This window comes from Oceanobacillus oncorhynchi (assembly GCF_000821065.1).
Classification (GTDB): Bacteria; Bacillota; Bacilli; order Bacillales; family Amphibacillaceae; genus Oceanobacillus; species Oceanobacillus oncorhynchi.
On sequence record NZ_CDGG01000001.1, the window covers coordinates 1,844,985 to 1,858,346 of the forward strand.

The window sequence follows — 13,362 nt, forward strand, 5'->3', positions numbered from 1 at the left end:
CAAATAATCCTTTGTTCTTACCTTATCATTTAAAGACAATGGCATCAAATAATTCTAAAATATGTGAATAATATAATTATGTTATGGATGTCCCAAAAGGGCAGTATATGATAAAATTTTAGTATATAAAATGAACAGGAGCTGTTAGGCATGATTAAACATATCGTACAATGGAATCACCGTGAAAATTTTAGTGAAGCAGAGAAGAAGACAAATGCAGAAAAAATCAAGAACGAGTTAGAGAGTTTAAAAGATAAGATAGAAGGTGTTGTTTCTATCCGTGTCATTCTTAATCCGCTGGCAACAAGTGACCGTGATATTATTCTGGATAGTGAATTTGAAACGGAAGAAGCGTTACAGCAATATCAAATACACCCGGAGCATGTCCGTGTATCCGGATTTGTAAAGGAATGCGTGCAGGATAGAGTTTGTGTAGATTATCAACTATAAACATAGATAGAAGCAGTGTAGAAAGGTTTTCTATGCTGTTTTTTCCTATGTCGCAGCAAGTATACATAAAATGAATCAATGAAAGGATGCAGTTGGATGAGTGATAAATGGCTAGAATGGGCAAAGCAAATCCAGTCGTTAGCACAGGCAGGATTAACTTTCACAAATGATATGTATGATAAAGAGCGGTATGAACAGCTGCGTACCTTAAGCATCGAGATTATGAACGAATATACGGGCCACGATTTTGAATCTATCCGTGATTTATTTGCTAATGAAACAGGATATCAGACTCCAAAAGTAGATGTGCGGGGCGTGGTTTTCAAGAATGACCGTATTTTAATGGTACGTGAAAAACATGATGATGCTTGGGCATTGCCAGGCGGTTTTTGTGATGTCGGTGAATCTCCAAGAGAAAATGTTACCAAAGAAATTCAGGAAGAAGCGGGTTTTCATGTTGAAGCCAAAAAGCTGCTCGCTGTTTTTGATACGAATAAGCATGCGCATCCGCCGCAGCCTTACCAATATTATAAATTATGTATTCAGTGCGAGATTATCAGCGGGGAAGCCAGCTTAGGTATGGAGACAAAGGGGATTGATTTTTTTGCAGAGGATAACCTGCCTAATCTTTCATTAAACCGGAATACGGAAACACAAATCAAACGTTTATTTGAATTTTTAAGAGACCCGGAGAAACCGGCATTATTTGATTAATACCATACGGATGAAGCATTGCTTCTTGGGAAGAAGAGAATATTTCTGCTGTTCTAAATTTCTTGTAAAACACGTCCATGTCCTTTAGAATAGGGATGTTTTCTTATATGATGAGGTATGCATAGGAAGAAAAGAATTCCTGGCAATCCGAAAGTAAATGGAATAATCAAAAGTGGAAACACATTGATATAGAAGCAAAAAAGGAGAGTAGACATGGACCGGACGAAATTGAGCTCGGAAAGTAATCGATTTATCGAAAAACTGCGGCTGTATTTATTTTCTCAAGGGATTGAGCAATCGGATATTGAAGATGTTGCAGATAATCTGGCACAGCAGCTTTATGAGATGGAACAGAATAATGAGCCGATTGAACAAATTACGAATCAATCCCCAAAGGAATATGTAGACAAGCTGAAGAAAGAAGTGGAAAAAAAGAATCCGTCGGTATCTTGGCTGATACCTTATATTCTAATAGGCGCGATTGTTTTTATGCTGTTTGGGGACGCCTTACGCGGGGTATTGTATGGAGAAATTGTAGCGTACAGTCTTTTTAGAATCCTGAGTACCGTTGTTATTGGGCTATTATTTATCATTGGTTCTGTATTTGCAGTGCGGTATACTTCTGGAAATCAGTTATCTGAATCTAAAAAATATGCCATGCTCGCTATTCCGGCAGTGATTAGCATGCTTTTATTTATAGCGGCTTATTTTATAGATGGTTATGTGGAAACGTCGCTTGTTACGATTCCATTCGCAGGTAGTATGATTTTATTAGGAGTTGTAACAGCAACGGCGATACTGCTCTCTGTTTGGGCGAAAACATGGATATTGCCCGTTATTTTAATAGCTTGGAATTTTCCGCCCTTGATTTTGGAAAATACACCGCTTGGAGTAGATATGCAAGCGTTTCTGGGTATTATTTTAACGGTGTTGATTGTAGGGGCTTATATTTATTTAGAGTTTCAAGAAGAAAAATAGCTGTAACCAGACATATTTTGTTAGAATGTAAGCAATGAAAGATAAGCAGGAATCAAAATAGATAAGAGGTGCTTGAAGTGAAGGGTTACTTGGCAAATGGGTTATTTTCAATGGGCGATCGTTATGTGAATGAACAGCTGGCAAAGGCGATTCGTGAAGCTGTTCCAGAGATAGATTTATATCTCCCGCAGGAAAATGCTGCAATTAATGATAAAACGGCTTATGCCAATAGTGAGATTATTGCAGAAGCGGATTTATCCAAATTGGAAAAGAGTGATATTTTAATCGCAGTACTGGACGGTGTAGAGATAGATTCTGGTGTAGCTGCTGAGATTGGTGCTTTTTCGATGTTGAAACGTCCGATTGTTGGTGTATTTACGGATACCCGCCAGCAGGGGAGAGATAATCAGAAAAAGATAGATGCGCTTGTGGAAGATGCTTTAGAAAATCAATTTGTTTATCGCAATTTATTTTTAGTAGGCTTAGTTAAGCGGAATGGTGTGATTACCTCTACGATAGAAGAGGCTGTGGAAGCTGTATTAGAGGTAAAGAATAGACAGCTATAATGCTTTTAGAGAAAATCAAAATTGTCCTTCATGCTGCTATGATGGGCGGGTTTGGTTTTCTCTTTTTTATTGATGTCCTCCATCCTATTTAATGAATAAACAGATAATGTTGAAGGAGAAGGGTTATGTCAAAAACGGAAAGAATCACCTTAAAGCTTTTATCCGAAGAATACATGGATCAGCTGTATCAATTTGAGCTTCCGGAAGAGCAGCATCAATTTACTGCGCTGCCGAAAGAGGTCGTTGATCTGGCTGAAGGTCAGTATGGCGTTATGATTATGAATCACGGGGAGCCGGTGGGTTTTTTCCTGCTGCATCAGACAGACCGTGTAAAAGAATACACCGATAACCCTCATGCTATCCTTTTGACTGCGCTATCTATTGATCAAGCTCATCAACGCAAGGGGTATGCCAGAAAAGGGATGCGGTTACTGGAGGATTTTGTGAAGGATACATTTCCTGAATGTGATGAGATCATTTTAGCAGTTAATCATAAAAACACAGCCGCACAAAAGCTTTATCAACAAGTTGCATTTGCAGATACGGGTATACGAAAAGAAGGTCCTAAAGGAGAGCAATATATTCTAGCTTTAAAGCTTAGGTAAATCGAGTAAAAAATATTCCTGTTTCTAGGTATTGTAAAAACACAGGACAATTGTATTGTTATTGAAAGAAATTAAAAGAATAGAATGAAAAATCAGTTCTTTTTCCCTGTTGATTTCCAATCTCGCTATGCTATTTTTAAAAGGAAAAGACGGGAGGAAGAAAATGAAAAAAATACTTGGTTTGATGACAGCGGGAATAATGGCTTTATTTGTACTGGCTGCGTGTGGAAATGATGAAGGTAATGAGAATAATGCTTCTGACAATGAACAGGCAGAGGAAAGTGAGCAGGCTGAAAGTGGCGAATCTGCCGGTGATGGAGAAGAGAGTACAGAAGAAGAGCAAGAGCAGGAAGAAATCCAGCCGGGCGATGTAGAATCAGATATATTTTCCGCGCTTGTGGCAGGTTCGGAGACGTATTCTGTTCAGGAAAACGGCGTTGATATTTTAGAAGATGGTTCTGTACATAGCCGCTTAAAGGTAAATCTGGAGATTGATGATGGTGACATTGATTTTGATTATATGAAACAAACCGCAGAGGATGATACGGAGATAATTGGAGAATTATTAGGGGAAGTGGAAGCCGTTGAAACAGCTGAACTGACGTGGTTATTTAATTACCATGGTCCGTTTTACACCTTTCAATTAGAGCGGGATGGCGATAAATTAATGGTTACGGAAGAAGATTTTAACGGAGACCAATTAAATGATCATATAGAATCGTATGTCCCTGCGTCAGAAGTAGAATAAGATTTAGATTATCTGCAAATATAGAATTCATTGCTCCGACAGGCGGGAAGACACCTTTTTCAAGCGTGTGAAAGGTATAGACTAAGTGAGGGGGAAACGAATATGAGTAACGTATTTACTGCATACGAAAGTACGATAGCCGCTGTTTCCGAACTGAAAAAAGTAGAGGAACAGACATTGAACACTCCTATAAAAGAAGATGCCTGGTCGATAAGAGAAATTATTGGTCATATGTATTATTGGGATGACTACAATCTTCATAATATGGTTTCCCAAATGCAGCAGGGAGCGAACCTGCCGGCATTTCCAGACCACGATACGCAGAATGAAAAGGCGATTCAATCACTTGAGGGAAAAACCGTTGATGAAATAATAGAGTTATTTATGGAACGGAGGAAGCAGCTGTTAGAGAAGATTAGAACGGTAGATAAAAATGATAGATTTACCATCGGAAGCGGAAAGCGGAAATTTTCAGCAGAGAGCTTCCTTAAAATTTTTACAAAACATGATGAGCATCATTTAAAACAGATAAAAGATTTTCTGGCTGCGGCTTAAGCGGCAAAAAGCGATCCGGCGGGCAGGTTGATTCATTGCTTGTTGGATCGCTTATTGTATGAAAACATTCATTTAAAGTTAGCATATACTTTCAGCTTCCGGATGGTTTCAAAGCCGAGCTTTCGATAAATACCCTCCGCTTCCGGAGAGGCTTGAAGGGTGCAATATTCAGCTCCTGCAGCTATAGCAGACTCTATCAGATGGTACATCAGCTTTGTACCCAATCCGCGTCCTCTTTCCCTTTCTAACACAGCAATATCATGAATTCCTGCTGTGTTTTCCGTAAACAATAATGAACCAATAGCAACCGGTTTGCCCCGGTAATAGCCAAGAAAATGCTGTGACTGTTTATAATCTGTAAAGCTATGCTGTGCAGCACGATGAAAATAATGATTGATTTGTATTTCTTCCTCGGTCTCCTCATATAGACTGGCCAGAATTGCACCGAAAGTAATCAGTTGTTCTGGAGCAGTAACTTTTTTAAATTGCATCGTTGAATCTTTATGAGGACCCCCAGGATGAAAAGCTGTCAAATCAGCAATCATTCCTAAATAATCCGTTTCGTATTCAACTAACCCCGCTTTTTTAAACATACTGGTTATCTCTGGTTGGTCTTCCCATCCCCATACATTCATGGGGTATCCTTTATTTTCATACATAGCTATGATTTTTTGAACATGTTCCTCTTGCGGGAGCGGGGTATCTTCGGATAAGGTAACGACATTAAAATTATAGGATGGAAGCTGGGCATCGATATATGTAAAGCCATGTTCTTCGTAAAGCACTGCTTCCTTTGTTTTTCTTGCTGCTGCTTTTGATTTCTCGGTTAAGTTATGCATCATGATTTGCTTCTGCTTTTTCTTATCCATCACGTCACTCCCTTTCCTGATAAAGCTCGCTTTTATTCTATCAATGATAAGTTTGCGGTGTCCATTAATCGTGAAAAGAAATCCAATCATCTCTCTTGACAATACCTATAAGGGGTATGTTATGATAGATATAGAATGTAAGGGAGGTTAGAAAAATGGCTAACGAAACAATTCAAGTTCAAGGTATGTCTTGTCAGCACTGCGTGAGTTCTGTTGAAGGAGCGGTAGGCGGTCTGGATGGCGTAGATACAGTGAACGTTCATCTTCAGGAAGGTAAAGTGGATGTTGCCTTTGATGAAGGGAAAGTTAAGCTGGACGATATTACAGAAGCAATTGAAGATCAAGGTTATGATGTTGTTTAAATAGGAACACATCTTGTCTAGATATTTTAATAAAGGTCGTGCGAGAGATTCCGCACGATCTCCTTTTTAAAGGATTACATACCCTGTATAGGTATGGGAGGCGGTTTGGATGGAAGCTAAAAAAGAAGTCACATTGCCTATTGAAGGAATGACCTGTGCGGCTTGTGCTACCCGAATTGAAAAAGGCTTGAAGCGGGTAGATGGTGTAGAAGATGCTAATGTTAATTTTGCAATCGAAAAATCGACGATTCACTATAATCCAGAGCAGACATCGGTAGCGGATTTTGAGAAGAAAATCGAGCAGCTGGGCTATCATGTCCAGCATGAAAAGCAGACCTTTGATGTTGAGGGAATGACGTGTGCAGCATGTGCGAATCGGATTGAGAAACGTTTAAACAAAATGGATGGCGTGACAGAAGCCAATGTCAATTTCGCATTGGAAAATGTGGCGGTTGAATATAATGAAAATCAAGTAACATCCCAGGATATGATGGAGGTAGTGAAGAAACTAGGGTATGCTCTTAAACCCCAGGTATCTAAGGAAGAGACGTCAAACCGGAAAGAAGAGGAAATTCGTCATCAGACCGGAAAATTTATCTTCTCCGCTATTTTGACGCTCCCGTTGTTATGGACGATGGTGACGCATTTTTCCTTTACCTCGTTTATTTATTCACCGGATATGCTGATGAATCCATGGGTACAATTAGCGCTGGCAACGCCCGTGCAGTTTATTGCAGGGAAGCAGTTTTATATAGGGGCTTATAAAGCACTAAGAAATAAAAGCGCGAATATGGATGTACTCGTTGCTCTAGGAACATCGGTAGCCTATCTCTATAGTATTTTTCTCGGAATAGAGTGGCAGATACAAGGCGCAGCCGGCATGCCTGAACTTTATTTCGAAGCTGCTGCGGTGATTATTACGTTAGTTCTGCTTGGGAAATTATTCGAGGTACGTGCGAAGGGACGCACTGGTCAGGCGATTAAAAAGCTGTTAGATATGCAGGCGAAAACAGCCCGTGTTATCCGTGACGGGGAAGAGTTGGAAATTGCCATAGAAGAAGTAGCTGTCGGCGATCAGGTTATCGTCCGTCCAGGAGAGAAAATACCGGTTGATGGCGCGATTGTCAAAGGCAAATCAGCTGTAGATGAGTCAATGATTACCGGTGAAAGTATTCCGATTGATAAAAATATCGGGGATACGGCGATTGGTTCCACCATCAATAAAAATGGCATGCTGACAATTGAAGCAACGAAAATTGGAAAGGATACCGCACTTGCGCAAATTGTAAAAGTTGTCGAGGAAGCGCAGGGAAGCAAGGCAGATATTCAGCGGGTAGCAGACCGTGTATCTGGAATCTTTGTTCCTGTGGTTGTCAGTATTGCGATTGTGACATTCCTTGTCTGGTACTTCTTGGTTGCTCCAGGAGATTTACGTGCAGCTTTAGTTCCTGCAATTACTGTCCTGGTTATTGCTTGTCCCTGTGCACTTGGGCTTGCAACGCCGACATCGGTTATGGCCGGCTCAGGCAGAGCTGCGGAATTAGGTGTTCTGTTTAAAGGCGGAGAGTATCTAGAAAATACACGTTTGATTGAAACAATTGTGCTGGATAAAACGGGAACCGTCACCAAAGGAGAGCCTGCTTTGACAGATGTTGTTCCTCAAGGAGATATTATCAAGGAAGAGCTGTTAAAAATGGCTGCTTCTGCTGAGAAGCATTCAGAGCATCCGCTCGCAGAAGCCATTGTTAAAGGCGCCGATGAACAGGATATTGATTTAATCGAAACGACCGACTTTGAATCGGTACCCGGAGCAGGTATTCAAGTAACCTGGGAGGGAGAACCTCTCCATATTGGTACAAGAAAATTGATGAAGCAGCAAAATATCGAAATTGATTCCATCGAAGAAAAAATGATAGAGCTTGAAGCTGCAGGAAAAACGGCAATGCTTATCGGTTATAGAGGTGCACTGGCAGGAATGGTTGCTGTTGCTGATACGGTGAAAGAAACATCAAAAGAAGCGATTGAACGTTTGCATGAACAAAACTTGGAAGTTATTCTGCTTACAGGAGATAACGAAAGAACAGCGCAGGCCATTGCCAAAGAGGTTGGTGTCGACCGTGTCATTGCAGAGGTCTTGCCAGATCAAAAAGCAGATGAAATTAAACGTCTGCAGCAGGAAGGCAAAAAAGTAGCGATGGTAGGCGACGGCATTAACGATGCCCCCGCTCTGGCAATTGCCGATATTGGAATGGCAATTGGTACAGGAACCGATGTCGCCATAGAAGCAGCAGATGTGACGCTAATGCGCGGTGATTTACACAGTGTGGCTGACAGTATTGAGCTAAGCGCCAAAACAATGCGGAATATCAAGCAAAATCTATTTTTCGCCTTTGCCTATAATTCTGCATCTATTCCAGTTGCTGCGATTGGACTGTTAGCCCCATGGGTTGCTGGCGCAGCGATGGCGTGCAGCTCCGTATCCGTCGTGCTCAATGCACTCAGACTTCAGCGCTTGAAGCTGAAAAGGGAGGCGTAATCGATGGCGATTAAAAAATGGGTAAGTATCGGGATTATTTATGTATGTGCTGTAGTTATTGCATATGGTGTGATCACAGGGGATAATCCATTTGAAAGCAATGATTTAGAACCTCATGATCATGCAGCAGCACAAGTTGTAGAAGTAAATTCAACTGATTTTATATAGAAATAGATAACAGCCTGTATTCTTTTATCGAGAATACAGGCTGTTTTTTATTAGGAAGATGTCCAGCTTCCTCCGTTAATATGAATAGCTTGTCCAGTCATATAAGAAGCTTCCTTGGAGGCAAGCATCACATAAGGCCAAGCATGCTCTGATGGCTGACCGGGCCGTCCCATTAAAGAATCTTGTCCAAATTGTTCCACTTTCTTTTCGTCAAATGAAGATGGAATCAACGGTGTCCATACAGGTCCAGGAGCGACGGTATTCGCTCGAATTCCTTTTTTAGCAAGACTTTGTGCAATACTTCTAGTGAAAGCAGTAATCGCCCCTTTGGTTGCCGAATAGTCCATTAATGTAGCATTTCCTTTATAGGCATTGATGGAAGAGGTATTAATGATTGAATCTCCTTGTCCCATATGCGGAACAGCTGCTTTCGTCAGATAAAATTGCGAGAAGAAATTCACGCGGAATACTTCTTCAAACTGTTCAGAAGGAATATCTTCTACATTTTCCTGGTCAAATTGGATGGCAGCATTATTGACTAAAATATTGATGCCGCCAAATGCTTCTACTGTTTTTTGGACTAAATCAATACAATGAGCTTCTTCTTTGATATCTCCAGGAAGAAGGAGACATTGGACGCCCTCTGCTTCGACTAGCTTTTTCGTTTCCTCTGCATCTCCGTGCTCATCTAAATGAGAGATGGCAACATTTGCTCCCTCTTTCGCGTATAAAATAGCAACAGCACGGCCAATTCCGCTGTCACCGCCGGTGATCAGCGCATGTTTTCCTCTTAGTTTATCTGTACCTGTATAATCTGTTGGCTGATGCGGGAGCGGGTTCATTTTCGATTCAATTCCCGGCTGCTTATCTTGTGTTTGTCTTGGTGTACTGCCTTTTTGCATTTCTGTCGGTTTCATCATACGTTCCTCCCTTTTTTCAGTTTCCAAGTATGTATCAACATTTTTCCACTTACGAGCGTTTTATAAACCTTTTAATTTGAAAGGCATATCAAAGAGATGAATAGAAGCTGCAAGTTTTTAAAATTTTAATTGTATCAAATTAGAAGAGAGCTGATTCTAGAGAGCGCGGAGCAGGAGTATTCTTTTCTCTTTAACTCATATCATCTTTTATACAATCAAAGCTCTTCGTGATAGCACTATATGATGATGTAATACATTTCATAAATATAAAATATTAAATTCTATATTTATAGAATATGTGTTAAACTAAAATAAATAACATACGAGGAGTGATCAAGTGGATGTTCTGCAAACAACAAGCAGAGAAAGAGAAACGTATCAAGTCAAGCTCCATTATTCTATTTTGTGGGAATGTGCGTTAGGAATTGCGGCAATAACAAATACCCGGCTGCTGGATACATTAGATAAGCCTAAAGAATATTGGATGCAGATAAGAGAATCTATTTCCGCAGCGTTATCGGAGGAATTGGAATTTGTTGAAAAAAATAATACGTGGAAAGCATTGCTCCAAATACTTCATCAGCAGGAATTTTCAAGTCTAGAAACGTTCGAGCAATATGTACAAGGTTTAACAGATACAGAGCTGAAGTTTATCTGCCTGCCTTTTGTCGGAGGTCATTATCAGACCGACCGGGAGCAGGCTGCGCAAGGAGAGACAAAGGCAGTCAAAGAGCTGATGCGTGTTACAGAACATAACCCGTTCTTTCCAGCATATATCGAATTTATCAGTACCTGTGAAGCGGAATCTTTAAAAAAGCATCTGACAAAGGTAATGAACAGCTGGTATCAAGAAGTAGGGAAGGAGAAACAGCAGGAAACCGAAGCAATTTTAGAAAAGGATTATCAATCAAAAAAAGAGAGGCAGCAGAAAGTGTCTTCGGAGGAACTAGTGCAATGGGCGACCGGCGGGGTGACTTATATACCTGAACCCAGTGTCCACACCGTCTTATTGATTCCTCAATATATTTATCGTCCGTGGAATATTGAAGCAGATATCGAAGGAACCAAAGTATTTTATTATCCGGTTGCGAATGAAAGTGTGTCTCCAAGCGATCGGTATATGCCTGATTATTTTCTCGTTCAGAAATATAAAGCATTAGGTGACGAGGTACGCTTGAAAATGGTTAAATTATTATCTGAACATCCAAGGACGCTGCAGGATATGACAGAAAGACTAGATATCGGGAAATCGACGATTCACCATCATTTAAAAATATTAAGAGCAGCAAAAATCGTAGAAATACGCGATTCCAAATATTGCTTGAAAAAGAATGTATTTTCCCTTTTAGCGAAAGAATTTGACTGGTATCTGGAAAAATGAAGGGGATAAAGCAGAAGGAAATGTCCATTTTTAAGAATAGATCTTTTCTGTCCATATGGATTGGCAATGGAATTTCAGAGCTGGGCGGTGCTTTTGGAACCTTTTGTAACTCCATTTTGATTTATCAATTAACCGGCTCGACCCTCGCCCTTGGGAGTATGTGGCTGTTATATTTTATCCCTTCTTTGGTGCTCCAATTATTTATCGGTCCGTTTATTGACCGCTGGAGCCGCAAGTGGATATTGATATTCTCCCAGATGGCAAGAGGCTTTGTCTTTCTTGTGCCGCTGTTTGCTTTATGGACAGATTCGCTTTTGCCATGGCATGTCTATTTCGTGCAGATTATCATTGGCTTAATTACACCGCTGTATGTTCCGGCAAATCAGGCAATCACGCCTTCCATCGTGGCAAAGGGGCAATTGGAAACAGCGAACGCCTATCTGGAAGGAACAGCACGGCTCATGACCTTTACCGCTCCTTTTTTAGGGGGAGTCGTGATTGAATATCTGGGTGTCTTGCCTACGATGGTTCTAGTAAGTACATTGCTTTTGTTAAGCGGTTTCACGTTGCTTTTTATCCAAGAGACGAGAATCCAGCAAAAAACAAGAGCGCCGTGGATAAAGGAATTTACAGAGGGTATCACTTACTTTTTTAGAAAACGGGTGATTGTCTGGTTAGGAATATTTCTTGGCTTTGTCCAATTTGGTGTTGGGGTGACAATGGTTACGACGCTTCCTTATATAACAGAGGAGTTATCTGGAAGCTACGCAGCATACGGTTATTTTATGGCCGGTTTTCCTGTTGGTTTTATCTTAGGTTCTATTTTGGTTGGTAAGATAAAGTATAAAAGCCGGAGAAAACTCATGCTCGGCGCTTTGTTTATCGGCGGGCTGACCTTTGTATTTCTATTTTTTAATACAAGCATTCTATTGGGGATTCTGACAGAGGTAATTGGCGGAGTAGCTATGGCTGTTTTCGCGATACATAATACGACAATCTGCCAAAAAATCATCCCGCATCATTTAATGGGGAAAATATTCTCTGTGAGGCTGTTAATTATTCTATGTATGATGCCATTAGGTGTCCTGGCCGGTGGTTACTTAAGTGACATGTGGGGCGTCCGGCCATTATATTTATTGATAGGGATGGTGATAAGCACCACTTCTTTATTGGGAATCTTGCTTCCATATTTTAAATTTATAGATGAAGATGCAGACAAAGAAAAAGAAGCTGTATGAAACGAGATTTTCATACAGCTTCCTTCCATTACTGTATGCTCTTCCTTCATTATTAGCTGGAATGCTTTACAGTTCGCGTATCGACTTATCCGCTAATTGCATCACCGTCATATCATCCATCGGCGGATTATGCAATCCGGCGCGGACATCACGGTAATAGCGTTCAAAATTATTTTTCAGCTTGAGGCTTTGCGCGCCGGCAACACGCATGGCAAGGTCTACACCTTGAACGGCTTTATTGGTGACAGACAGCTTGACTGCTCCTAATTCCGGGCCCATTGTATTTCTGGTTTCTTCATCGCCTTTATCCCACTTATCTGCAATGGCATGCAGGAAGTATTCAGATTCTAGTAAAAGAAGCTCTAAATCACCCAGTTTTTGTTTCACATTCGGCAGCTCGGAAATCGTCCCTTTGATACTGTTTGGTGAATAGCTTGTAGCAAAGGCGACAGCATCTTTTTGAGCAGCCTGTGCGATGCCGAGATAGCATGCCGGTATATGCAAGAGCCAGCCTGCTGGTTTTCTTTTCTGATTGGATATGATTTCAACGAGATCTTCTTTCTCTAAATGAACCTCTTCTAAAACGAGATCATGGCTGCCAGAACCGCGCATCGCAATCGAATCCCATGTTTCTTCTACGTTAACACCTTCCAAATCATGCTTTACCAGGAAGTTACCGACGTCATCTGTTCCATCAATAGAAGCACTAACGACAAAGTAAGTTAAGATTGGCGATAACGTCGTAAAGGTTTTTCGTCCGGTAATCACCCAGCCACCGTCTTTTTTGACAGCAGTTGTTTCCGGTTTGCCGCCGCGCGTCGGGCTTCCAGTTGCCGGTTCTGTTGCGGCATTGTTTAATAATGCACCATTTTCAACCACGTCCTTGATTACCTTCGTATACATCTGTTCGTCCCAGGGCTTGCTTTCCCCTAAATGTTTTATGATTCCCATATGCCAGCCGATAGATAATGCAGTGGAACCGTCTGCCCGGGCAATTATTTGCTGATAGGTAAGCAGTTCATCCAGCGGAATACCCGCTCCGCCATCTTCCTTAGGTACAGTGAGTGCCGGGTAACCGATTTCTTGCAAGTCTTTAAAGTTCTCATATGGAAAAGCGCCGTCGGGAAGCTCCCGAACACGTTCACCAAAGGGCTCCACTGTTTTGGATAAAAGCTGGACCCGCTCCTCTTTTGTTTTTAGGGCTGTTATAGAACTCATACCAGTATTCCTCCTTGAAAAAGACAAAGTATATTCATCAGATTTGTTTTATTT

At 41.0% G+C, this 13,362-nt stretch carries 15 protein-coding genes; 12 read left to right on the top strand and 3 right to left on the bottom strand.

What is annotated here, in order from left to right; genetic code table 11:
* Positions 1–150: 150 nt before the first annotated feature.
* The 7 genes from BN997_RS08795 (at position 151) to BN997_RS08825 (ending at position 4,616) form a co-directional block, all read left to right on the top strand.
* Positions 151–450: a Dabb family protein gene (locus tag BN997_RS08795; RefSeq protein WP_042531469.1), complete on the top strand. Its 300-nt coding sequence runs from the start codon at positions 151–153 to the stop codon at positions 448–450.
* Positions 451–546: 96 nt separating this feature from the next.
* Entirely contained in the window at positions 547–1,164 is a 618-nt protein-coding gene (locus tag BN997_RS08800; RefSeq protein WP_042531471.1) for an NUDIX hydrolase, read from the top strand.
* A 213-nt stretch (positions 1,165–1,377) separates the two neighbouring features.
* Positions 1,378–2,142: an HAAS domain-containing protein gene (locus BN997_RS08805; protein ID WP_042531473.1), complete on the top strand. Its 765-nt coding sequence runs from the start codon at positions 1,378–1,380 to the stop codon at positions 2,140–2,142.
* A gap of 77 nt (positions 2,143–2,219) precedes the next feature.
* Positions 2,220–2,708, top strand: coding sequence for a nucleoside 2-deoxyribosyltransferase (locus BN997_RS08810; protein ID WP_042531475.1), 489 nt, complete (start codon positions 2,220–2,222; stop codon positions 2,706–2,708).
* 125 nt (positions 2,709–2,833) lie between these two features.
* Positions 2,834–3,313, top strand: a complete 480-nt coding sequence (locus tag BN997_RS08815) for a GNAT family N-acetyltransferase (RefSeq protein ID WP_042531478.1) — start codon at positions 2,834–2,836, stop codon at positions 3,311–3,313.
* A 163-nt stretch (positions 3,314–3,476) separates the two neighbouring features.
* Positions 3,477–4,061 (top strand): hypothetical protein, encoded by a 585-nt coding sequence (locus tag BN997_RS08820; protein WP_042531480.1) that lies wholly within the window; start codon positions 3,477–3,479, stop codon positions 4,059–4,061.
* A gap of 102 nt (positions 4,062–4,163) precedes the next feature.
* Positions 4,164–4,616, top strand: coding sequence for a DinB family protein (locus BN997_RS08825; protein ID WP_042531483.1), 453 nt, complete (start codon positions 4,164–4,166; stop codon positions 4,614–4,616).
* A gap of 68 nt (positions 4,617–4,684) precedes the next feature.
* Here the strand turns inward: BN997_RS08825 and BN997_RS08830 are convergent, their stop codons facing one another.
* Complete coding sequence (locus BN997_RS08830) at positions 4,685–5,485, bottom strand: GNAT family N-acetyltransferase (RefSeq protein ID WP_042531485.1); 801 nt, start codon at positions 5,483–5,485, stop codon at positions 4,685–4,687.
* Between the two features lie 155 nt (positions 5,486–5,640).
* Between BN997_RS08830 and copZ the strand changes: the two genes are divergently transcribed.
* From copZ to BN997_RS23170, 3 genes are all read left to right on the top strand, one after another.
* Complete coding sequence (gene copZ / locus BN997_RS08835; protein WP_042531487.1) at positions 5,641–5,847, top strand: copper chaperone CopZ; 207 nt, start codon at positions 5,641–5,643, stop codon at positions 5,845–5,847.
* 109 nt (positions 5,848–5,956) lie between these two features.
* Positions 5,957–8,383: a heavy metal translocating P-type ATPase gene (locus BN997_RS08840; RefSeq protein ID WP_042531489.1), complete on the top strand. Its 2,427-nt coding sequence runs from the start codon at positions 5,957–5,959 to the stop codon at positions 8,381–8,383.
* A gap of 3 nt (positions 8,384–8,386) precedes the next feature.
* Positions 8,387–8,551 (top strand): hypothetical protein, encoded by a 165-nt coding sequence (locus tag BN997_RS23170; RefSeq protein WP_175297026.1) that lies wholly within the window; start codon positions 8,387–8,389, stop codon positions 8,549–8,551.
* Positions 8,552–8,601: 50 nt separating this feature from the next.
* On the opposite strand, the gene BN997_RS08845 is transcribed toward BN997_RS23170, so the two are convergent.
* Positions 8,602–9,468 (bottom strand): SDR family oxidoreductase, encoded by an 867-nt coding sequence (locus BN997_RS08845; RefSeq protein ID WP_042531491.1) that lies wholly within the window; start codon positions 9,466–9,468, stop codon positions 8,602–8,604.
* Between the two features lie 340 nt (positions 9,469–9,808).
* On the opposite strand from BN997_RS08845, the gene BN997_RS08850 reads away from it, so the two are divergent.
* Positions 9,809–10,852 carry an ArsR/SmtB family transcription factor gene (locus BN997_RS08850; protein WP_042531493.1) on the top strand — a complete coding sequence of 348 codons (1,044 nt, stop codon included), beginning with the start codon at positions 9,809–9,811 and terminating at the stop codon, positions 10,850–10,852.
* 20 nt (positions 10,853–10,872) lie between these two features.
* Positions 10,873–12,090, top strand: a complete 1,218-nt coding sequence (locus tag BN997_RS08855; protein ID WP_042535944.1) for an MFS transporter — start codon at positions 10,873–10,875, stop codon at positions 12,088–12,090.
* A 66-nt stretch (positions 12,091–12,156) separates the two neighbouring features.
* Here the strand turns inward: BN997_RS08855 and BN997_RS08860 are convergent, their stop codons facing one another.
* Positions 12,157–13,308, bottom strand: a complete 1,152-nt coding sequence (locus BN997_RS08860; RefSeq protein ID WP_042531495.1) for an acyl-CoA dehydrogenase family protein — start codon at positions 13,306–13,308, stop codon at positions 12,157–12,159.
* Positions 13,309–13,362: the final 54 nt, after the last annotated feature.

What these genes read in the sequence shown, in the direction of transcription:
- copZ (WP_042531487.1), top strand. Translation starts at nt 5,641, where the DNA reads ATGGCTAACGAAACAATTCAAGTTCAAGGTATGTCTTGTCAGCACTGC.
- BN997_RS08825 (WP_042531483.1), top strand. Translation starts at nt 4,164, where the DNA reads ATGAGTAACGTATTTACTGCATACGAAAGTACGATAGCCGCTGTTTCC.
- BN997_RS08830 (WP_042531485.1), bottom strand. Translation starts at nt 5,485, where the DNA reads ATGGATAAGAAAAAGCAGAAGCAAATCATGATGCATAACTTAACCGAG.
- BN997_RS08840 (WP_042531489.1), top strand. Translation starts at nt 5,957, where the DNA reads ATGGAAGCTAAAAAAGAAGTCACATTGCCTATTGAAGGAATGACCTGT.
- BN997_RS08820 (WP_042531480.1), top strand. Translation starts at nt 3,477, where the DNA reads ATGAAAAAAATACTTGGTTTGATGACAGCGGGAATAATGGCTTTATTT.
- BN997_RS08795 (WP_042531469.1), top strand. Translation starts at nt 151, where the DNA reads ATGATTAAACATATCGTACAATGGAATCACCGTGAAAATTTTAGTGAA.
- BN997_RS08860 (WP_042531495.1), bottom strand. Translation starts at nt 13,308, where the DNA reads ATGAGTTCTATAACAGCCCTAAAAACAAAAGAGGAGCGGGTCCAGCTT.
- BN997_RS08800 (WP_042531471.1), top strand. Translation starts at nt 547, where the DNA reads ATGAGTGATAAATGGCTAGAATGGGCAAAGCAAATCCAGTCGTTAGCA.
- BN997_RS08855 (WP_042535944.1), top strand. Translation starts at nt 10,873, where the DNA reads ATGTCCATTTTTAAGAATAGATCTTTTCTGTCCATATGGATTGGCAAT.
- BN997_RS08805 (WP_042531473.1), top strand. Translation starts at nt 1,378, where the DNA reads ATGGACCGGACGAAATTGAGCTCGGAAAGTAATCGATTTATCGAAAAA.
- BN997_RS08845 (WP_042531491.1), bottom strand. Translation starts at nt 9,468, where the DNA reads ATGAAACCGACAGAAATGCAAAAAGGCAGTACACCAAGACAAACACAA.
- BN997_RS08815 (WP_042531478.1), top strand. Translation starts at nt 2,834, where the DNA reads ATGTCAAAAACGGAAAGAATCACCTTAAAGCTTTTATCCGAAGAATAC.
- BN997_RS23170 (WP_175297026.1), top strand. Translation starts at nt 8,387, where the DNA reads ATGGCGATTAAAAAATGGGTAAGTATCGGGATTATTTATGTATGTGCT.